This window comes from Phenylobacterium conjunctum, from assembly GCF_042679085.1.
In the GTDB taxonomy this organism is placed as follows: Bacteria; Pseudomonadota; Alphaproteobacteria; order Caulobacterales; family Caulobacteraceae; genus Phenylobacterium; species Phenylobacterium conjunctum.
Window position 1 is genome coordinate 50766 of record NZ_JBHTLQ010000003.1, and the last position, 19837, is coordinate 70602.

Annotated in this window: 16 protein-coding genes and 1 tRNA gene; 7 read left to right on the forward strand and 10 right to left on the reverse strand. The window is 68.5% G+C overall.

All coding sequences use genetic code 11. The annotated features are described in order from the left end of the window. Positions 1 to 2: 2 nt before the first annotated feature. Genes ACFQ27_RS01840 through ACFQ27_RS01850 form a run of 3 tightly spaced genes read right to left on the reverse strand, consistent with a single transcriptional unit; the run spans position 3 to position 2630 of the window. Entirely contained in the window at positions 3 to 1001 is a 999-nt protein-coding gene (locus ACFQ27_RS01840; RefSeq protein WP_377352170.1) for a DNA polymerase III subunit delta', read from the reverse strand. Further along, the gene (gene tmk / locus ACFQ27_RS01845) at positions 994 to 1626 is read right to left on the reverse strand and encodes a dTMP kinase (RefSeq protein ID WP_377352172.1); all 633 of its coding nucleotides are present in this window, start codon (positions 1624 to 1626) and stop codon (positions 994 to 996) included. The genes ACFQ27_RS01840 and tmk overlap by 8 nt, the downstream gene beginning before the upstream one ends. Before the next feature lie 41 nt (positions 1627 to 1667). Beyond that, entirely contained in the window at positions 1668 to 2630 is a 963-nt protein-coding gene (locus tag ACFQ27_RS01850) for a septal ring lytic transglycosylase RlpA family protein (RefSeq protein WP_374346651.1), read from the reverse strand. A 155-nt stretch (positions 2631 to 2785) separates the two neighbouring features. Between ACFQ27_RS01850 and ACFQ27_RS01855 the strand changes: the two genes are divergently transcribed. After that, a tRNA-Ser gene (locus tag ACFQ27_RS01855) sits at positions 2786 to 2875 on the forward strand. A 95-nt stretch (positions 2876 to 2970) separates the two neighbouring features. On the opposite strand, the gene ACFQ27_RS01860 is transcribed toward ACFQ27_RS01855, so the two are convergent. Beyond that, complete coding sequence (locus ACFQ27_RS01860; RefSeq protein ID WP_374346650.1) at positions 2971 to 4131, reverse strand: SDR family NAD(P)-dependent oxidoreductase; 1161 nt, start codon at positions 4129 to 4131, stop codon at positions 2971 to 2973. Between the two features lie 200 nt (positions 4132 to 4331). On the opposite strand from ACFQ27_RS01860, the gene ACFQ27_RS01865 reads away from it, so the two are divergent. Next, positions 4332 to 6308: a M61 family metallopeptidase gene (locus ACFQ27_RS01865; protein ID WP_377352174.1), complete on the forward strand. Its 1977-nt coding sequence runs from the start codon at positions 4332 to 4334 to the stop codon at positions 6306 to 6308. Between the two features lie 73 nt (positions 6309 to 6381). Then, positions 6382 to 6714 (forward strand): c-type cytochrome, encoded by a 333-nt coding sequence (locus ACFQ27_RS01870; protein ID WP_374346648.1) that lies wholly within the window; start codon positions 6382 to 6384, stop codon positions 6712 to 6714. On the opposite strand, the gene ACFQ27_RS01875 is transcribed toward ACFQ27_RS01870, so the two are convergent. Next, positions 6711 to 9179 (reverse strand): ATP-binding protein, encoded by a 2469-nt coding sequence (locus ACFQ27_RS01875; protein ID WP_374346647.1) that lies wholly within the window; start codon positions 9177 to 9179, stop codon positions 6711 to 6713. The genes ACFQ27_RS01870 and ACFQ27_RS01875 overlap by 4 nt on opposite strands. Positions 9180 to 9348: 169 nt before the next feature. Between ACFQ27_RS01875 and ACFQ27_RS01880 the strand changes: the two genes are divergently transcribed. Continuing rightward, on the forward strand, positions 9349 to 9591 hold the full coding sequence (locus tag ACFQ27_RS01880; protein ID WP_377352175.1) for a sulfurtransferase TusA family protein: 243 nt from the start codon (positions 9349 to 9351) through the stop codon (positions 9589 to 9591). Here ACFQ27_RS01880 and ACFQ27_RS01885 read toward each other — a convergent pair. Then, positions 9588 to 10487 (reverse strand): YihY/virulence factor BrkB family protein, encoded by a 900-nt coding sequence (locus ACFQ27_RS01885; RefSeq protein WP_374346645.1) that lies wholly within the window; start codon positions 10485 to 10487, stop codon positions 9588 to 9590. The two genes, ACFQ27_RS01880 and ACFQ27_RS01885, sit on opposite strands and share 4 nt — an antisense overlap. Before the next feature lie 321 nt (positions 10488 to 10808). Between ACFQ27_RS01885 and ACFQ27_RS01890 the strand changes: the two genes are divergently transcribed. After that, on the forward strand, positions 10809 to 11873 hold the full coding sequence (locus tag ACFQ27_RS01890) for a substrate-binding domain-containing protein (RefSeq protein ID WP_377352176.1): 1065 nt from the start codon (positions 10809 to 10811) through the stop codon (positions 11871 to 11873). 75 nt (positions 11874 to 11948) lie between these two features. On the opposite strand, the gene ACFQ27_RS01895 is transcribed toward ACFQ27_RS01890, so the two are convergent. Together ACFQ27_RS01895 and ACFQ27_RS01900 are read right to left on the reverse strand one after the other, a co-directional pair. Then, entirely contained in the window at positions 11949 to 13082 is a 1134-nt protein-coding gene (locus ACFQ27_RS01895; protein WP_377352177.1) for a CaiB/BaiF CoA transferase family protein, read from the reverse strand. A gap of 59 nt (positions 13083 to 13141) precedes the next feature. Further along, positions 13142 to 13918: an SDR family NAD(P)-dependent oxidoreductase gene (locus ACFQ27_RS01900; RefSeq protein ID WP_374346642.1), complete on the reverse strand. Its 777-nt coding sequence runs from the start codon at positions 13916 to 13918 to the stop codon at positions 13142 to 13144. A 128-nt stretch (positions 13919 to 14046) separates the two neighbouring features. Between ACFQ27_RS01900 and ACFQ27_RS01905 the strand changes: the two genes are divergently transcribed. Together ACFQ27_RS01905 and ACFQ27_RS01910 are read left to right on the forward strand one after the other, a co-directional pair. Then, on the forward strand, positions 14047 to 15375 hold the full coding sequence (locus tag ACFQ27_RS01905) for a diguanylate cyclase domain-containing protein (protein ID WP_374346641.1): 1329 nt from the start codon (positions 14047 to 14049) through the stop codon (positions 15373 to 15375). Positions 15376 to 15381: 6 nt separating this feature from the next. Then, entirely contained in the window at positions 15382 to 15897 is a 516-nt protein-coding gene (locus ACFQ27_RS01910) for a hypothetical protein (RefSeq protein WP_377352178.1), read from the forward strand. A 165-nt stretch (positions 15898 to 16062) separates the two neighbouring features. Here the strand turns inward: ACFQ27_RS01910 and mfd are convergent, their stop codons facing one another. Together mfd and ACFQ27_RS01920 are read right to left on the reverse strand one after the other, a co-directional pair. After that, positions 16063 to 19557, reverse strand: a complete 3495-nt coding sequence (gene mfd, locus ACFQ27_RS01915) for a transcription-repair coupling factor (protein WP_377352179.1) — start codon at positions 19555 to 19557, stop codon at positions 16063 to 16065. Further along, positions 19547 to 19837, reverse strand: a complete 291-nt coding sequence (locus tag ACFQ27_RS01920) for an FAD assembly factor SdhE (RefSeq protein ID WP_374576461.1) — start codon at positions 19835 to 19837, stop codon at positions 19547 to 19549. The genes mfd and ACFQ27_RS01920 overlap by 11 nt, the downstream gene beginning before the upstream one ends.

Sequence of the window (19837 nt, forward strand, 5' to 3'; positions counted from 1 at the left end):
GGTCAGGCGCGCGCGGCGTCGCGCAGGTCGGAAAGGGCGGCGAAGAGGGCGTCCGCGCGGTCCAGATTCACGGCCTCGACCTCGCGCGGCAGGCGCTGCAGCGTCTCCCACGCCGCGGCCCACCGATCAAGCCCGCCACGGCCCTCGGCGGCGTGGCGTCGCGCCATCTGGTGCACACGCTCGGAGAGGCGTTCGAACAACAGGGCGAACTGGGCCGCCCCCTCCCCGCCCCGGAACCGGTCGGCCAGGGACAGGGCCATGGCCTCGTCCACCTGGGGCAGGTCGTGCAGCAGTTCGCGGGCCGCGTCGTCCATGGCCAAGGCCCCGGTCGCCGACAGGGTCCAGGCCTTGCCCGGCGCCCCATGGGCCATGCGGGCCAGACGCAGGGCGTCCTCGGGATTGACGTCCGTGCGCTGGCGCACGAAGTCGGCCACCTCGTCCTCCGGCAGGGCGTCGAAGCCTAGGCGGCGACAGCGGGACCGGATGGTCGGCAGCAGGCGTCCAGGCGAGTGCGAGATCAGCAGCAGCACCCCGCGCGGGGGCGGCTCTTCCAGGGTCTTGAGCACCGCATTGGCAGCGTTGACGTTGAGGTCGTCGGCGGCGTCGATGATCGCCACCCGATGCGGCGCCGAGGCCGGGGACTTGGAAAAGAACTCCGACAGGCGCCGCGCCTCGTCGACCGGAATGGTCTTGCGCGGTTTGCCGTCCTCGCCGATGCGCTCAAGGGTCAAGAGGTCAGGGTGAGAGCGCACGGCGATCTGCCGGCTGACCGTGTGGTCCGGGTCCGCGCCCAGCACGCCATAGCGGTCATCCGCCGGCGCACCGAGCAGCCGGCGCGCCGCCCGATAGGCGAAGGTCGCCTTGCCGACGCCCTCTGTCCCGGTGAGCAGCCAGGCGTGATGCAGGCGGCCCCGGGCCCGGGCGGCCTCGAAGGCGGCTTCGGCGCGCTCGTGCCCGAACAGGCGCCAGGCGTCGCGGGGATGCGGAACGGGATCAGCCATGACCCAGGCGCTGGCCCACGGCGCGCCAGACGGCCGCCTCCACCGCGTCCATGTCCTGGGTCGCGTCCACCACCTCGCAGCGCTCGGGCTCGGCCTTGGCGATGTCGAGGAAAGCCTGTCTCAGACGGGCGTGGAAGGCCGCGCCCTTGGATTCGAACCGGGTCTCGGCGTGGGTCCGGTCTGCGGCGCGGGCGAGGCCAGCCTCGGGCGCCATGTCGAACACCAGGGTCAGGTCGGGCCGGACCTCTTCGAGCACGAAAGTCTCCATGGCCGCGATCAGGCCCGGATCGGTCCCGCCGGCGGCGCCCTGATAGGCGCGGGTGGAGTCGGCGTAGCGGTCACAGACCACCCAGGCGCCGCGCGCCAGGGCCGGCCGGATCACCCGCTCGATGTGGTCGCGCCGGGCGGCGTACATCAGCAGCGTTTCGGTGACCGGGCTCCAGCGGTCGGCCGCGCCTTTGACCAGCAGGTCGCGGATCGCCTCCGCGCCGGGGGAGCCGCCGGGTTCGCGGGTGGCCACGACCTCGCGGCCCGCCTCGGTCAGGCGCGCGGCCAGGCGGCGGATCTGGGTGGACTTGCCCACGCCCTCCCCGCCTTCGAAGGTGATGAAACGACCCTGCGACACTGGCGCAAGATGGCCGCTTTGCGCGGTTTGTCCAGGGAAGACTAGGGCCGCAGAACCCGGGCGTCGCCATAGCCGGAGGCGGCCACGCGATCCCGCAGCGCCCAGGCCTCGCCCTCGTCGGCGGTGCTCTGCAGGACGACGCGATAGAGCGTGGTCCCATTACGCTGGATCGGCTCAACCACGGCGCCGCCGCCCAGCTGGCCGGCCACGCGCTGGGCGTTGCCTGCGTCGCTGAAGGCGCCGGCCTGGACGCGATAAAGGCCCGAGGCGCCGCCGGCTGCAAAGACGGGAGCTGAGGGGGACGAGGCGCCTTGTGGCTGGGCCGCCGGTGTCGCGGGGGCCAGGGGCGCAGCCGCGACCGCCATGGGCTGGGGCGGAACAAAGGCCGGCATCGCCGCGACCGCTACCGGGGCCGCGGGCGCGAGCGGCGCGGTCGTGGGATAGGCGGGACGGCCCGAATTAGCGGCGTAGCGGACGTCCGAGCCGCCCAGGGGCGCCGGTCCCACATAGCGGACGCGAACCCGCGCCAAGCCCTTCTGGTCGTAACCCAGTTCGCGGGCCGCCGCGTGGCTGAGGTCGATCAACCGGCCGCCGACAAAGGGTCCGCGGTCGTTCACCCGCACCTGGAGCTTTCGGCCGTTGTCCAGGTTCGTGACCTCGACAATGGACGGCAGTGGCAGGGTCGTGTGCGCCGCCGACAGGGCCGTCATGTCGAAGATCTCACCATTGGCGGTGGCCTTCATGTTGAACTCATCGCCGTACCAGGAGGCCATGCCGGTCTCGTCGTAGTTCGGCTGCTCCTTCGGCACGTACCAGACGCCGGCCACCTGGTAGGGATCGCCAACCTTGTAGCGGCCGCCCACTCCCGTCGGCAGGTCGCCCTTGGCCGCCGGCAGGCGCGCCGCAAGCCTCGGCTGGGGCGTGGCGCAGGCGGCCAGGGTCGCCACGGCCGGGACCAGGACCACCAGGGTCCGCGTCCGCATCGCAAAGCTGTTCAACGCCATCTCAGCCCCTCCCTCACAGGCGGTTTTTCATCCAGCAGGATGGGCCAAGAGGTTTGAACCAGGGTTAAGCGGCGTGGTTAATTCGTTAAGTCTGTCCGCGCGGCCGTCTTGGGGCTCGCCCCCGGCCTGAAGGTTCTGCTATAGCGGCGCGCTCCGGAGGGGTGGCCGAGTGGTTTAAGGCAGCGGTCTTGAAAACCGCCGTAGGTGGAAGCCTACCGTGGGTTCGAATCCCACCCCCTCCGCCAAGCCTCGCCCGCCTGCGCCATGTTTGACGTCAACATGGACGAACGGTTTCCTGGCGCCCGGCTAGGCCGAGAAAATTTCATAAATCTCTATTGAATCAGCTGTTTACGGCTGACGGCAGGCCCGTTTCCGATCCGATGGGCTCGAACTCCGGGACGATCTCGCGCAGGTGCGTGATGGCGGCCTCGCGGTCCAGCCGGGTCACGGCGTCCTGCATCCGGTCGAAGCAGGCGCGCAGGGCGTCCAGGGCCATGGTGCGGGGACCGACCAGGCTGAGGCCTGAGGCGGTGCGCAGGATGCGGTCCTCGTCGGGGTGGATCAGTTCCTCGTCGAGCTTTTCGCCGGGGCGCAGGCCGATCACACGGACTTCGATGTCTTGTTCCGGTCGGCGACCGGACATGCGGATCATCAGCCGGGCCAGGTCGGCGATACGGATCGGGTCGCCGATATCCATCACATAGACGCCGCCGCGCACTTCACTGGGCATTTCGCGCAGGGTCGCGGCCTGCAGCAGCAGGGACACCGCCTCGCCCAGCGTCATGAAATAGCGGCTGACGTCGGGGTGGGTCAGGGTGATCGGGCCGCCCTCGGCGATCTGGCGCTGGAACAGCGGCGCGACCGAGCCGGACGAGCCCAGCACATTGCCGAACCGGACGGAGACAAACCGGGTCGGGCCGGCTTCCAGGTCCATGGCCTGGCAATAGGCTTCGGCGGCGCGTTTGGCGGCGCCCATGACGCTGCTCGGGTTCACGGCCTTGTCGGTGGAGACAAAGACCATGACGCCCACATTGTGCGACTGGCAGGCGTCGGCCACGTGGCGCGCACCCAACAGGTTCGTGCGGATGGATTCCAGCGGATGGTCTTCCGCCATCGGGACGTGCTTCAGCGCCGCGGCGTGGAAGACCACGTCCGGCTGCTCGCGGGTGAACCAGTCATCCAGGACGTTGCGGTCCCGAATGTCGCAGAACACCGAGGTCCGCGAAACCTCCGGCCGATGTTCCCGCAGGTACTGGTCGATGGCGTAGAGGTTGAACTCGGAGTTTTCGATCAGGGTCAGGTGACCCGGACCCAGGGCCGCGATCTGACGCACCAGTTCCGAACCGATCGACCCGCCGGCGCCCGTGACCAGGATCCGACGGTTACGCACCAACTTCCGCAACGGGAACTCATCGAAAGCAATCGCTGGGCGGCCGAGAAGTTCACCCAGAGCCAGGAGGCGCGCCATGTCCTCAGGACCGGCGGCGGCAAGGCCACTCATATGTTCTCTCCTGCCCCAAGCCACTCAAAGCGCACAGCGAAACGCAAACCCGCGTGAATCGCTCCGCACATAGCCAAACCGACCCTACGCGGAAAGCTCAAGCTACGCCAAGAGCATGACGAAGAACTAGGTTTGTTGAACCTTTGATCGACACCTGAACGAGGCCCGCGTAATTCCTGTAACAAAATCGCGACGCATTAATGTCGCTCCATTCGGGAAACGCTCAATTGAAACGCGTCCTGCTCGCGGCGGCGATCTGCCTGTCGTCCAGTCTCGCCCTGGCCCATTCTGCTTTCGCCCAGTCTGCCTCCATACAGTCCGCCCCCAGCCCGCTCCCCTTCCCGGCTCATATCCCGGCGGCGCGGGATACGCCCTATCCGGGTCTGCTGACCTTGTCGGTGGACGCCACGGACCTCGATCGTCGGATCTTCAAGGTCCGACAACAGATTCCGGTGTCGGGGCCGGGCCCCATGACGCTGCTGTTTCCCCGTTGGCTGCCGGGCAAGCACTGGGCGGCCGGGGAACTGCACGCCCTGGCGGGGCTGATCATCACGGCCGGCGGTCAGCGGCTGGAGTGGAGCCGCGATCCGGTGGAGATGGGCGCCTTCCACGTGGTCGTCCCCGCGGGCGCTGAGCGCCTGGACCTGGAGTTCCAGTATCTTTCGCCGACCGCCGGGGACCAGGGCCGCATCGTCGTCACGCCGGAGATGATGAATGTGCAGTGGAACAACATGGCCTTGTACCCGGCCGGCTATTTCACGCGCCAGATCCGGATCCAGCCGAGCATTCGCCTGCCGGAGAATTGGACCTACGGCGTGGCCCTGGAGACCGAGAGCGTCAAGGACGGCGTGGTCACCTTCAAGCCCGTCGGCTTCGACACTCTGGTGGATTCGCCGATGTTCGCCGGCCGGTGGGGGCGCAAGATCGACCTCGATCCGGGCGGCCGGTCGCGCGTGACCCTGAACGTCTTCGCCGATGATCCGGAGCTGTTGGAGGCTTCACCGCAGCAGATCGCCCTGCACCGGGCCGTGGTGGCCCAGGCCGACCGGCTGTTCGGGGCGCGACATTATGACCATTACGATTTCCTGCTCGCCCTGAGCGACCGTCTGGGCGGCATCGGCGTCGAGCACCAGAGGTCGAGCGAGAACGGCACCCTGCCCCGCTACTTCCTGGATTGGGATCGGGTCCCGTCGGCCAGGGAACTGCTGCCGCACGAATACACCCACTCCTGGAACGGCAAGTACCGTCGACCGGCCGACCTATGGACTCCGGACTTCACGACGCCGATGCGGGACAGCCTGCTGTGGGTCTATGAGGGCCAGACCCAGTATTGGGGCCAGGTGCTGTCGGCCCGCTCCGGACTCTTGTCGCGCCAGGATGCGCTCGATGGCCTGGCCCTGACGGCGGCCACCTATGACTACCGGGTCGGGCGCGCCTGGCGCCAGATGAGCGACACCACCAATGACCCGATCATCGCCGCGCGCCGTCCCCTGCCCTGGACCAGCTGGCAGCGCAGCGAGGACTATTACTCGGAAGGCCTGCTGATCTGGCTGGACGCCGACACCCTGATCCGCGAGCTGTCGGGGGGGAAGAAGTCCCTGGACGATTTCGCCCGTGCCTTCTTCGGGGTGAATGATGGGGATTGGGGCCAGCTGACCTATCGGTTCGAGGACGTGGTCGCGACCCTGAATGCAGTGCAGCCCTATGACTGGAGCGGATTCCTGAAGACCCGCCTGGCCAGCCACGGTCCCGGCGCGCCGCTGGATGGGGTGGCGCGGGGCGGCTACCGGCTGGTCTATGCCGAAAAGCCCACCGCCTACTTCATCGGCAATGAGACGCGCCGCAAGATCACGGACCTGACCTTCTCCTTAGGGGTGAGCGTCAATCGGGAGGGCGAGGTCACGGCGGTGCAATGGGACGGACCGGCGTTCAAGGCCGGGCTGGTCGATGGCGAGAAGATCGTCGCTGTGAATGGCGTCGCCTTTGACGGGGATCGCCTGAAGGCGGCGGTCACGGCGGCCAAGGGCTCCGCCGCGCCCCTGGAGCTGATCATCAAGTCGGGGGATCGCTACCGTGTCACAGCCATCCCGTACCATGACGGCCTGCGCTATCCGCGCTTCGAGCGGGTGGCCGGCGCGCCGGATCGGCTGGGCGATATCCTGGCGGCGAAGCGATAGGCCGGTTGATGTGGGTCATGCCCCGCGCAAGGTGCGGGGTGTAGTTTTGTTGTCTTGCAGCCTGGAGGCGCCCATGCGCTCTCGCCTGACCGTTCTCGTCTTCGCCCTCGCCGCGGGGTGCGCCCTTCCCGCCCTGGCCGGACCGCCGGACCCTGCCCTGCAGCGGGGCCAGGCCATTGCGCATGACACCTGCGCCCGCTGCCACGGCGTGGCGACCGGCGAGGACAGCCGCAACGCCGGGGCGCCGCGCTTTGTCGTCATCGCCGGGCGCTACAATGAGATCAGCCTTGAAGACCGTCTGAGCGAGATCGCCAAGCAGGGCCACTATGAGATGCCGCCCCAGCCGATCAGCCGCGAGGATATCCGCAGCCTGACCGCCTATATCGAGAGCCTGGCTCAGCCCTAAGCTTGGTCGGCCTGGGCCAGGGGCTGGTCCGGTGCAGCAGATCGGGTGGCCATAAGTTCGACGATGGTGTCCAGCAGGACCGCCGCGCGGATCGGTTTGGCCAGGTGGCGGTCGGCGCCGGCGTCATGACTGGCCCGGACATGCTCATCCAGAGCGTTGGCGGTGAGCATCACCACAGGGGTCGGCGCAAGCCCCTTCGCCCGCTCGTACTCCCGAAGTTGAGCGGTGGCGCTGAGGCCGTCCAGTTCCGGCATCTGCATGTCCATCAGCACGATGTCGAAGGTCTGTTCCCGCAGCTCCGCCAGGGCCAACGCGCCGTTCTCGACGATGACCGGGTCAATGCCGACCGACTGCAGGATCAGTTGCACGACCTTCTGGTTGGTGGGGTGATCCTCAGCCAACAGGACGCGGGCGCCGGCGATATCCAGGCGCACTTGCGGGCCGGCGGGCTCCGAGGCCGCGGCGCCTGAGGTCCGCGCCAGCGGCAGCAGGAAGGCGAAGGTCGAGCCCTCCCCCGGTACGCTGACCACGTCGATGCCGCCGCCCATCAGCTCGACCAGCGACCGGCTGATCGCCAGGCCCAGGCCCGTGCCGCCGAACCGGCGGCGGATGGAGGCGTCGGCCTGTTCGAAGCGCCGGAACAGACGGGCCCGGACATCCTCGTCAAATCCGATTCCGGTGTCCGCGACCGCGAACCGCACCTGATCCCCGGCCATGGAGACCTTGAGCTCCACCGAGCCCGCGACCGTGAATTTCACCGCGTTGGACAGCAGGTTCGACAGCACCTGGGTGAGGCGCACCTCGTCGCCGCGGAAGCCGCCCTGGGCCTCGGGGGCCACATGCCAGCTGAAGGTCAGACCCTTGGCTTCGGCCGCGGCGCGATGCAGTTCGGCGATCCGCTTGACCACGACCTCCATCTGGAAGGGCTCGTCGGCCAGCTGGATCTCGCCGGTCTCGATCTTGGAGAAGTCCAGGATGTCGGTCAGCACCTGTTCCAGCAGGCGGCCTGACGAGGCGATCAGGCTGGCTAGCTCGCGGCCCCGGTTGGTCCGTTGCTCCCCGGCCAGGGTCTCCGACAGGGCGATGACGCCATTGAGCGGGGTGCGCAGCTCGTGGCTCATATTGGCCAGGAACCGCGACTTCTCGGCGTTGGCGCGCTCAAGCTCGGCCGTGCGGGCCTGGACCCGGTCCTCCAGCGAGGCCAGCACGCTCTCGGTCTTCTCCCGCTCGGCCCGCAGGGCGCGGGCCAGCAGGCCGAGCTCATCATTGCGGATCTCGATGGCGTCGGTCTGGGCGGCGTCGGCCTGGTCGGGCGCGCAGCTCTGGGCCAGGTCCTGCAGGGGCCGCACAATGGTCCTGCGCGCCAGCACCACCACCAGTATGGTCTGGGCAAGGGACGCCAGGGCGCCGAGCACCAGCACCCACGACGCTGACCGGGCCGCCGACTGGGCCACCGCGGCCTTCGGATAGGTCATCATCAGGTACCAGTCCGGCCCGTCCAGGCGGCCATAGGCGACGATCTGGCGGCCATCCGGGCTGGAGATCACCCCGTGGGCCCGCCCATCCTTGCGGATGGCGGCGACCAGCGCGTTCAGGCCCAGGGACTTCTCATAGGTTCGCACTGTGGCTTCCGACGCCATCCCGGGGCGGTCAAAGCCGGGCGAGGCGATCAATTCGCCCTTGCTGGTCACCACCAGGTTTGAGGCGCCTGGCAGGGTCGTGCGGACAGCGTTGAGGAAGAACCCCGTGAGCTCAAGGGTCGAGCCGAAGGAGCCGACATAACGGCCGTCCACATAGATCGGCGTGATGCAGCCGGTGGCCAGACGCTGGCCCTTGGTGTCCTGGATCAGGCGCTGAAGATTGGTGCAGCGGGTCGCGTGGGTGGGATCGGAGCCCGGCAAGGTGATCTGGGCCATCTCCTCCTTGCTGATGTCCAGGGTCGCCGGCGCCTGGCGACGATAGAACATCAGCCGGTCCGGACGGTCGGGCCCGAAGATCGCCACCCGGGTGGCCGGGGTGAAGAAGTAGAAGTTGTCGTAGTCGATGTGCGCCGCCTGGCCGAAGTCCGACACGACCGAGAAGGCGGCGGCCATGACCCGGAGCTCCTCCGGCGTCATCTGGTCCCGACGCGAGATGTAGGCCCCCATGCCGTAGATCCAGCGTCCGGAGAAGGTCTTGTGGCCGTCGAAATACTCGTCGGTGCTGCGGCCGGTCCCATCGGGGCGGCGCGGGAAATACTCCTCGGCCAAGCGCTCAGCCTCAGCATGCGTCATGTGACGGTAGCGGGTGGCGAGCTCCACGCCTGCGGCGGCCTGCAGGCTGGAGAGCTTGTTGAACCGGCGCTCCACATTGCTGCTGCGTTCGCGCACGTAGTCGCCCAGGAAGGCGATCTGGCGGCGCGTCAGGTCTTGCTGAAACACGAAGAAGGCCGCCGTCGCGCCCAGAATGGTCACGACCGCCGACATCAGCCCGACGCTGATCAGGAATCGTCTTGAGAGGGATCGCATCGCAGTCGGCCAGTGTTGATTCCACAACCTAGGCTGGACAGGTTGCGCGGGGGTTTACGGCCCGTCCACTAAGCGGAGCGGGTAGAATTGGGGTGCGCACCCCTCGCGGGGCGGGGTATGGCGAGGCATGAGCCAAGACGACATCCTGGTCGACGCGCGGGGGCACAGGTGCCCTGTCCCGACCCTGAGGCTGCGCCGCGCCCTGGAGACCGCGCCCGACGGCGCCGTGGTTCGGTTGCTGGCCGACGACCCCCTGGCGCGTATTGACGTGCCCCACTTCGCCGCCGGGGCCGGATTTGTGGTGCTGGAGAAGGCGGAGGCCGACGGCGTGCTGAGCTTCCGCGTTGGGCGGGCGCCAACCGGCGGCTAGGCCTTGGCGCTGTGGGCGTCCATGGCCAGTTCGATCTCTGTCGCCAGGGCGCCGCCGAAAAAGACCGCGTTCACGTTCCAGGACAGCCAGATCAGGAACACCACGACGGCCGCCACCGAGCCGTAGGTCGCGCCCAGGTGCGCGATCTGCTCCACATAGAAGGCGCTGGCCCAGGACATGAACATGCTGAGGATGGCGGCTGAGCCGCCGCCGATGATCGAGGCCGCCCAGGCCACGGGCTTGGACGACATGGCGAAGCGATAGATCAGGCTCATGGCCAGGGTGATGCCGAAGCTGGCCCAGGTCCATTCGCTGAACAGCCAGGGCACGCCGCGCAGGGGCGTCAGGTCAAAGGCCGCGGCGATGAAGCGCAGGTAGAGGAACACGCCAGACAGGAAGGCCAGCAGCACGATGGCCGCGATCAGCACCAGCAGGGCCATGATGTTGAAGCCCAGGAAGCCGCGAGGCGCGTCCTCGTCATGGATGAAGGACAGGCCGGCCAGCAGGGCCTTGAACCCGCGGTGCGAGGCGTAGCCGCCGATGATCAGGGCGATGCCCGATTGGGTGGAGATGGCGCGTAGGGGCGTATGGGCCAGCCGCGCCAGTTCCTCGGCGAACAGGCCGCGGGCGCCGGCGGGCATGAGGCGGGACATGACCTCGGCCTGGTGGGTCGCCGCGGCGGGATCGGCCACAAGGCTGTAGACCCCGACAATGATCGACAGGCCCGGGAACACCGCCAGCATGGCGAAGAACGAGACCCCGCCCACATAGAGCATGACATCCCTGCCCCAAAGGCGGGTCAGGGACTTGGCCAGGGTGGACGCCGTCAGCCGCAGCCAGTGCACGGGGTCCCAATTCACCGCGCGCAGGCGCTGCAAGCTCGTCCGAAGCGACATGCGCGGACCCTGGGCAAGCCGCGCGCCTATGGCAAGGGCCAGAATGATTACGGCGCGCCGCCGGGAGGGGCGGCGCGCCGTCGATGGGCGTGTCTTCCATCGGGGTCGGCCGCCACGTGAGGGACGGGAATGTGCGGCGACCAACCTGGGGACACCGTCGGCCTTTGCGCCTGAACCCAGGCTGAATGGGACTGTCTTGGAAGGTTCACGGGACTTGGCGGGACCAGCCGGTTTCAATACACCCGGCCCTGTGGCCGACTCCGGGGGGCGTCGGGAACAAACCGGGCGCGTTGACGCGCGCCGCAAGTCAGGGACCGATCCATGAAGCCAACCCTTCTCCTGTCCGTCAGCGCGGCGCTGCTGGTGGCTGCCTGCGGGCAATCCGGCGGCTCCAACTCCGCGCCCAAGTCCGCCAGTGGCCGCAGCGCCGTCTGGGCCGCGGGCTCTTCCACCGTCTTCCCGTTCGCCACCCGCGTGGCGGAAAACGTCGCCCGCACGACGGGCGGCCGGCCCGCCAAGGTCGAATCCCTGGGCACCGGCGGCGGCTTCAAGCTGTTCTGCGGCGGTACGGGCCAGGCCTATCCGGACATCGCCACGGCCTCGCGCGCCATCAAGAAGTCGGAGTTCGAGAAGTGCGCCGCCAACGGCGTCACCGAGATCGTCGAGGTCAAGATCGGCTTTGACGGTATCGTCGTGGCCAGCGCCAAGTCGGGTCCGAACTACGACCTAACCCAGGAGGCGCTTTATAAGGGTCTCGCCGCCGAGCTGCCGGACGGCGCTGGGTTCAAGGCCAATGCGAACAAGACCTGGAACCAGGTCGATCCGGCCCTGCCGAACGAGCCCATCCTGGTCTATGGCCCGCCGCCGACCTCCGGCACCCGCGACGCTTTCAGCGAGCTGGCCCTGGAAAAGGGCGCGGGCAAGCTGCTGGCCGCCCTGAAGGCCTCCGACGAGGACGGCTTCAAGTCCAAGAGCCACACCGTGCGCAGCGACGGCGCCTGGGTTGACGCCGGCGAGAACGACAACGCCATCGTCCAGACCCTGGAGAAGACCCCGCATTCGCTGGGCGTGTTCGGCTACTCGTTCCTCGAGAACAACATGGACAAGGTGAAGGGCGCCAAGGTTCACGGCGTCGCGCCCACCTTCGCCACCATCTCCAGCGGCGAATATCCCCTGTCCCGCTCGCTCTATATCTACGTGAAGAAGGCCAATATCGGCGTGACGCCGGGCCTGAAGGAATTCGTCCAGGCCTTCGTCTCCGACGCGGCGACCGGTAAGGGCGGCTACCTGCAGGAACGCGGCCTGATCCCCCTGCCCGCCGACGAGCATGAGGCTCAGAAGAAGGCGCTGGAAAGCCTGCCGGTGATCAGCGCGCCGAAGTCCTGATCACGGTTCAGGCCCAGATATGACGAAGGCCGCCCCGGAGCGATCCGGAGCGGCCTTTTTCATGGGCGCTAGATCCTAGGCGTTCAGGGCGCCGGCGGATTTCAGGGCGTCGATGGCGTACTTGCTGAAGCCCCAGTCGCTGAGCGCTTCCACGTCATGGGCGCCGATGGCCGGCGGCGGACCCTGGATCGCGCCGGGGGTTTCAGAGAAGCGCGGCGCGGGCGCCGGCTGAACCACACCGCCCAGTTCGACGAAGGTCTGGCGGGCGACGTTGTGCTTGTGCTTGGGCGCCTCATCCAGGTCGAGGACCGGGGCGAAACAGACGTCGGTGCCGTCCATGATCTCGCACCACTGGCTCTGGGTCTTGGTGGCGATCACCTCGGCCAGCTTGGCGCGCAGGTTGTCCCATTCACCGCGGTTCATCTGGGCCGCAAAGGCCGGGTCGGTGATCCCGGTCTTTTCCAGAAGCAGCGCGTAGAACTGGGGCTCGATGGAGCCGATGGAGATCCACTTGCCGTCGGCGCACTGGTAGGTGTCGTAGAAGTGCGCGCCGCCGTCGAGCAGGTTGGAGCGACGCTCCTCGGTCCAGCCGCCGCCGGCCTTGAAGCCGTAGAACATGGCCATCAGCGAGGCCGCGCCGTCGCTCATGGCGCAGTCGATGACCTGGCCCTTGCCGGTTTCGCGGGCCTGGATCACCCCGGCCAGGATGCCGAAGGCGAGATAGAGGGCGCCGCCGCCGAAGTCGCCGACCAGGTTCAGCGGCGGGACCGGCTTGTCCTTGGTGCCGATGGCGTGCAGGGCGCCGGTGATGGCGATGTAGTTCATGTCGTGGCCGGCGGCCTGGGCGTAGGGCCCGAACTGGCCCCAGCCGGTCATGCGGCCATAGACCAGCTTCGGATTGCGCTTCAGGGCGACGTCCGGGCCGAGGCCCAGGCGCTCCATCACGCCGGGGCGGAAGCCCTCGAACACCACGTCGGCGGTCTCGAACAGCTTCAGGCAGGTCTCGATGGAGGCCGGGTTCTTCAGGTCCAGGCCGATTGAGCGGCGGCCGCGCGAGGTGATGTCGGCCGGCGAGGCGCGGCCCTGGCCCTTGCGGTCGATGCGGACCACGTCCGCCCCGAGGTCGGACAGCAGCATGCCGCAGAAGGGCCCAGGCCCGATGCCGGCGAATTCCACGATCTTCAGGCCTGTCAGCGGTCCCTGGCGCATGTCTCTCTCCCTTGGGGTTTGGGCTGATCTAGCCCCGCTTCCGTCCGGTCAGCCAAGCCTCAGCCGCCACCGGGCAGCGACTGGCCGTCGTCGATGGTGAACAGCGAGCCGGAAATGGCCCGCGCGGCGGGACCGGCGAGCATCAGGAGCGGCGCGTCGAGGTCGGTGGCGTCCATCAGCCGCCGGCGCGGGAAACCCTTGACCTGCTTCTGCCCGCCCTCGGTCTTGAACCAGTCGGCGTTGATGTCGGTCTCGATATAGCCGGGGCAGATGGCGTTCACCGCGATGCCATAGCGCGACCATTCGCGCGCCAGGCTCTTGGTCAGCATGGCGGCGGCGGACTTCGAGGCGTTGTAGGCCGACAGGCCGGGCAGGACGGTGAAGCTGGCCACCGAGGCGATGTTGATGATCCGGGAGAGACCCGCGTCCGCGGTTCCGTTGGCGCGCATCATCCGGGCGGCGGCCTGGGCGGCGAAGAACACCCCGCGGACATTGACGTCGAAGGTGCGGTCCCAGTCCTCGATGCTGAGGTCCATGGCCAGGCCCTCGCCCCCGACGCCGGCGTTGTTGACCAGGATGGAGAGCGGGCCGAGCGCGGCTTCAATCTCGGCGAAGGCTGGGGCGATGGCGTGGGCGTCCGCGACATCCAGACGCAGGGCCATGGCCTGGCCGCCCTCAGCGGCGATCTCGCCAGCCAGGGCTTCGACCAACTCGATCCGCCGCGCGGTGACCGCCACCTTGGCTCCCGCACGGGCGAGGACACGGGCGAAGTGCGCGCCCAGGCCGCCCGAGGCGCCGGTCACGATGGCGGTCTGCCCGTCCAGAATGCGTTCCATGTCCAACTCCCGTAGCGGCCATCGTCAGCGCGCCCTCGCGCCAAGGCCCGGCACTGTATAATCTAGACCGGTTGCGATTCAGTCTGAGGTCGGGTCGCAGGGTCTAGTCGAGTCAGGGATTGCAGGGAATGGCCGTCGGCGTCCATGCGCGGGTGTTGATTGTTGCGCGTGACGACGCCCTGGCGGGTCCCCTCGCCGAGGGCCTGGATCGGCTCGGCTGGCGCACGGTCACGGCTCGCGGGCCCTATGCGGCCATTGCGGCCCTGGGCGATCTGGCGGTCGAGGCCGCCATTGTTGATCTGCGCAGCAGCGGCCAGGAAGCCCTGACCTTGGCGCGGCGTCTGCGGGCCGCCTGCGCGCCGCGGCGTTTGCCGGTGATCGCCATCGGCGATCCGGGTCCCGAACTGGACGCCTTCGGTTTCGACCTGACCCTGGCCCCACCGGTTCACCCGGCGCAACTGGTCCTGCGCCTGGAGACCCTGGTGCGGATGGCTGTCGCCGAGGAGGAGTTCGAGCTGCGGCTGGAGACCTTCGCCGAGCGCGGCCGTCGGCTGGAGATGCCGGAGCCGGATCCGACCCCGTTCCATATCCTGGCCATCGGCGAGCCCGCGCCGCAGTTCCTGGCTCTGTCCAACGCCCTGACCCGGTCGGGCGCAGAGGTGGTGGGCGCGTTCACCGCCTATACGGCTTTCGACTATCTGCACGAGCGGCCGTTCGACGCCGTGGTGCTGTGGGCCGGCGACAATTCCCAGGAAGCCCTGTCCATCGCCGCGGGGATGCGCCGTAACACCCGGCTCTATCACACGCCCGCCCTGCTCTACATGCGGCAGGAAAGCTATGTGACGATGTCGGAGGCCTATCATCGCGGCGTGTCCGACGTGGCCTCGCCCGAGACGCCCGAGGTCGAGACCGCCAAGCGGGTCATCGAGCTCGCCCGCAGCCATCGCCGCCAGACCGCCATCCGCCGCGCCCTGGAGCGCGCCCGCAGCTCCGGCCTGATGGATGCGGCGACCGGCCTCTTCACGCGCGACCTGTTCGCCGCCCATTTGGGCCGGCTCGCCCAGGCCTCGCGCAAGCGTAACCGGCCCCTTTCGGTCTGCGTCCTCAAGGTGGCGGAACGGCAGGAAGTGACCCTGGCCCGCCGTTCCGGCTGGCTCGACCGGGCGATCCCGCAGATCGGCTCCATGGTGAGCCGCCTGGTCAGGGTCGAGGACACCGCCGCCCGCCTGGGGCCGGAGGTGTTCGCCTTGGCCCTGCCTGCCACCCCCCAGGCCTCGGCCCGGGCGGCGGGGGAGCGGATCGCCGCTGTGATCGGCTGCACCGCCTTCGAGGCCGGAGACGGCAAGCCGCCCTTTGTGGTCGAGTTTGACATCGGCGTCGCCGAGGTCGGCAGCGTCGACGGGGTTGGCAAGGCGCTGGAACAGGCCGCCGCCCGGGCCCAGCAACAAGCGGTCTGACGCAGAATGCCCGAGACACAGCCCTCGGGCCCCCTGGCCGCCCTGCCCTACATCCTGCCTCTGGTGGTCCTGGCGATCATCATGCTGCGCGGAACCAAGCCGCGCACCCTGGTGGTTGAGCGGTTGTGGATTCAACCGCTGATGCTGATGGTGCTGGGCGGACTGGTTGTGTTCATCCAAGGCGCGCCGAGCCCGATGGGGATGGTGCTGTTGCCCCTGGCCCTGATCGCGGGCGCGGGTCTCGGCTGGTGGCGTGGTCGGCTGACCCGGCTGTCGGTGGATCCTGAGACCCATACCGTGACGTCCCAGGTCTCGCCTGTAGGCCTGGCCCTGCTAGGCGGCATCTTCCTGCTACGCTTCGGCCTGCGGGCCTATGCGATGAAGAACCCCGGCGCCCTGCACGCCTCCGTCGCTGACATCACAGACGCTATGCTGCTGATCGCCGTGGGCCTGGTCTGCGCCCAGCGGCTGGAGGTCTGGATCCGGGCCCGGGCGTTGATCGCGGAAGCCCGGGCCAAGTAACTCACCGGCTCTGTAGCCGCACACCGGGTGTCATCCCGCATGGAGTGGCGGAGCCACGGAAGTGCGGGACCCATAGACACCCATCTCTCCGGACAGCCCCGCGCGTCTGGATCCCGGACAAGCGCGGCGCGCTTTCCGGGATGACACCATAAGCGCCTATCGCGACTAGGCCGCCGCCAGCTTGGCCAGTTCGGTCAACACCTTCTCAGCCGCGTCGAGCCGCTGGACAGGTGTCTCCCATTCGCCCTTCACGACCACCTTGTTGTCCGGGCGGACCTTCCAGGCGACCTGGTTCTTGGCGACGAACTGAACGAGGCCGACGGGGTTCTTGAAGTCGTCGTTGCGGAAGGTGACCACGGCGCCCTTCGGCCCCACGTCGATCTTGGCGACGTTGGCTTCGCGGCACAGACCCTTGATGGCGACGACCTTGAGCAGCTGGCCGGCCTCGGGCGGCAGCGGCCCGAAGCGGTCGATCAGTTCGGCGGCGAGGGCTTCGCGCTCGCCCGACTGTTCGGCCTCGGACAGGCGGCGATAGAGGGCCAGGCGGACATTGAGATCCGGCACGTACTCTTCCGGGATCAGCACGGCCGCGCCGGTGTTGATCTGGGGCGACCAGCCGCGGTCCTCGACCAGGCCTTCCTTGCCAGCCAGGATCTTCAGCTCGGCGACCGCGTCCTCCAGCATCTGCTGATAGAGCTCGACCCCGATCTCGCGGATGTGGCCGGACTGTTCCTCGCCCAGCAGGTTGCCGCCGCCGCGTTGGTCCAGGTCGTGGCTGGCCAGCTGGAAGCCGGCGCCCAGGCTATCCAGGGACTGCAGCACCTTCAGGCGACGCTCGGCCGACAAGGTGATCTGCTTCTCGGCCGGGGTGGTCATGTAGGCGTAGGCGCGGGCCTTGGCCCGGCCGACCCGGCCGCGCAGCTGATAGAGCTGGGCCAGGCCGAACATGTCGGCCCGGTGGATGACCATGGTGTTGGCGGTGGGGATATCCAGGCCGCTCTCGACGATCGTGGTCGACAGGAGCACGTCGTACTGGCCGTCGTAGAAGGCGGTCATCACCTCCTCGAGCTGGGTCGGCGCCATCTGGCCGTGACCGACCACGAAGCGGACTTCCGGCACCTGTTCGCGCAGGAACCGCTCAAGCTCCGGCAGGTCGGAAATGCGCGGGGTGACGTAGTAGGCCTGGCCGCCACGATACTTCTCGCGCAGCAGGGCCTCGCGGATGACCACGGCGTCGAATGGGGTGATGTAGGTGCGCACCGCCAGGCGATCGACCGGCGGGGTGGCGATGATCGACATCTCGCGGATGCCGGACAGGGCCATCTGCAGGGTCCGCGGAATCGGCGTGGCGGTCAGGGTCAGCATGTGCACGTCGGCGCGAAGCTCCTTGAGCTTCTCCTTGTGCTTGACCCCGAAGTGCTGCTCCTCGTCGACGATGACCAGGCCGAGATTGTTGAACTCGACCTGCTTGCTCAACACCGCGTGGGTGCCGATCACCACCTCGATCTCGCCCTTCTTCAGGCCCTCGCGCGTCTCGGCGGCTTCCTTGGCGGGCACCATCCGGGACAGGCGACGCACCTTCACCGGCCAGCCCTGGAAGCGCTCGGAGAAGGTCTTGTAGTGCTGACGGGCGAGCAGGGTCGTGGGCGCGACCACGGCCACCTGCTGGCCGCTCATGGCCACGACGAAGGCGGCGCGCAGGGCGACCTCGGTCTTGCCGAAGCCCACGTCGCCGCAGATGAGGCGATCCATCGGCTTGCCGCCGGTGAGGTCCTCCAGGATCTCGTGGATGGCCGCCAGCTGGTCCTCGGTCTCCTCGTAGGGGAAGCGGGCGCAGAACTCGTCGAACACGCCATGCGGCGGATCCACCGGGTCCGTAGACTTGAGCTCCCGCTCCGCGGCGATGCGGATCAGGCCCATCGCCATTTCGCGCAGCCGTTCCTTGGCGCGGGCCTTGCGGGCCTGCCAGGCGGCGCCGCCGAGACGGTCGAGCTGGACCCCCTCGCCTTCGGCGCCATAGCGGGTCAGCAGGTCGATGTTCTCGACCGGCAGGTAGAGCTTGGCCTCGCCACCGTACTGCAGCTCCAGGCAGTCGTGGGGCGCGCCCTGAACCTCGAGAGTCTTCAGGCCCTCATACCGGCCGATGCCGTGGTCGATGTGGACCACCAGGTCGCCGGGCGTGAGCGACGAGGCCTCAGCCAGGAAGTTTGACGCGCGCCGACGGCGGCGCGGCCGGGCCAGGCGGTCGCCCAGGATGTCGGTTTCGGAGATGACGGCGAGCGTCTCGGTCTCGAAACCGGAGTCCAGCGGCAGCACCACCCGCTGGGGCTTTTTCGGATCAGCTGCCTTGGCGGCGTCCCAGTAGGGGGCGAAGGCGGCGTCCTTCAGGCCGTGGTCCGACAGCATCACGCCAAGGCGCTCGGACGAACCTTCGGACCAGGAGGCGAACAGCACGCGCTTGCCGCCGCTGATCAGACGGCGGGCGTGATCGGCGGTGGCCTCGAACAGGTTGACCGAGTCCTGCTGTCGCTCGGCGACGAAGGCGCGGCCCAGGCGGGCGCCCATGTCGATCACCGTGTCGCCCTCGGCCTCGTTGAAGGCGGAGAACCGGCGGGTCGGGCGTTCCGCCAGGCGGGCGCGCCATTCCTCGTCATCGAGATAGAGGCGGCTGGGCTCAAGCGGGTGATAGTGCACCTTGCGGTCGGCCTGGGCGCGGGCGTCGAAGGCGTCGGCGATCATCGCCATCCGCTCGTCGCGGGCCTCGGCGGCCAGGTGGTCGACCCCGATCAGGGCGTTGTCCGGCAGGTAGTCGAACAGGGTCGCCATGTCCGGATAGAACAGGGGCAGCCAGTGCTCCATGCCCGCGCGGCGGCCGCCTTCGCTGACGGTCTCGTAGAGCGGATCGCCGCCGGGGGCGCCGAAGGCCTCGACATAGCCGCGGCGGAAGCGGGCGATGGCGTCCTTGTCCAGCAGGGCCTCGCTCACCGGCAGCAGGGTGACGTCCTTGAGCTGCTTGGTGGAGCGCTGGGTCTCGGGATCGAAGGCGCGGATGGATTCCAGGGTGTCGCCGAACAGGTCCAGGCGGACGGGCTCGTCGGCGCTGGGCGGATAGACGTCGATCACGCCGCCGCGGATGGCGAATTCGCCCTTCTCCGAGACGGTGGAGGCGCGCTGGTAGCCGTTGACCGCGAAGTAGCGCTCCAGGTCGGCGATCTCGACCACATTGCCGACCCGGGCGGACCAGGTGGCGCCGGTCACGGACGCCTTGGGCGGCACGCGCTGGATCATGGCGGCGACGGAGGCCACCAGCAGAACGGGCTTCTTGGCGTCCAGGCCCTGGGCTAGGCGCGCCAGGGTGGTCATGCGCTGGGCGGCGACGCCCGGCGACGGGCCGGTGCGGTCATAGGGCAGGCAGTCCCAGGACGGGAACTGCAGGATATCCACCCCGCTGGCGAAGAATCGGAAGGCGTCGATGAAGGCCGACAGGCGCGAGCCGTCCCGGGCCACGAACACCGCCAGGCCGCCCCGGGCCTTGAGAATGTCGGCCATGACTAGGGCGTCGAAGCCCTCCGGCGCGCCGATCAGGTCGAGGCGGCCCGGGTCCTGGGCGATGCGGCGGGTCTCGGCCTGGGTGGGCGCCCGAAAGCCGTCAGCCGCCATGCGGCCCCCCGCGGGACTCGAAAGCATCAAAGCGGAACTGCTTGATCAGGCGCATCATTTCGCCGTCCACCTCAGGTGGCGTGGGCGTGCGCTCGACGATCCATTCGTAGAGGTCCTGGTCCGGGTGTTCCAGCAAGGCTTCGAGGCTGTCGAGCTGCTCGGCCGTGAAGGTCTCGGCATAACGATCCGCGAACGGACCGAGGATCAGGTCCGCCTCGCGAAAGCCGCGGTGCCAGGCGCGGTACTTCAACCGCTTCAGTCGGATGTCATCTTGGGTCAT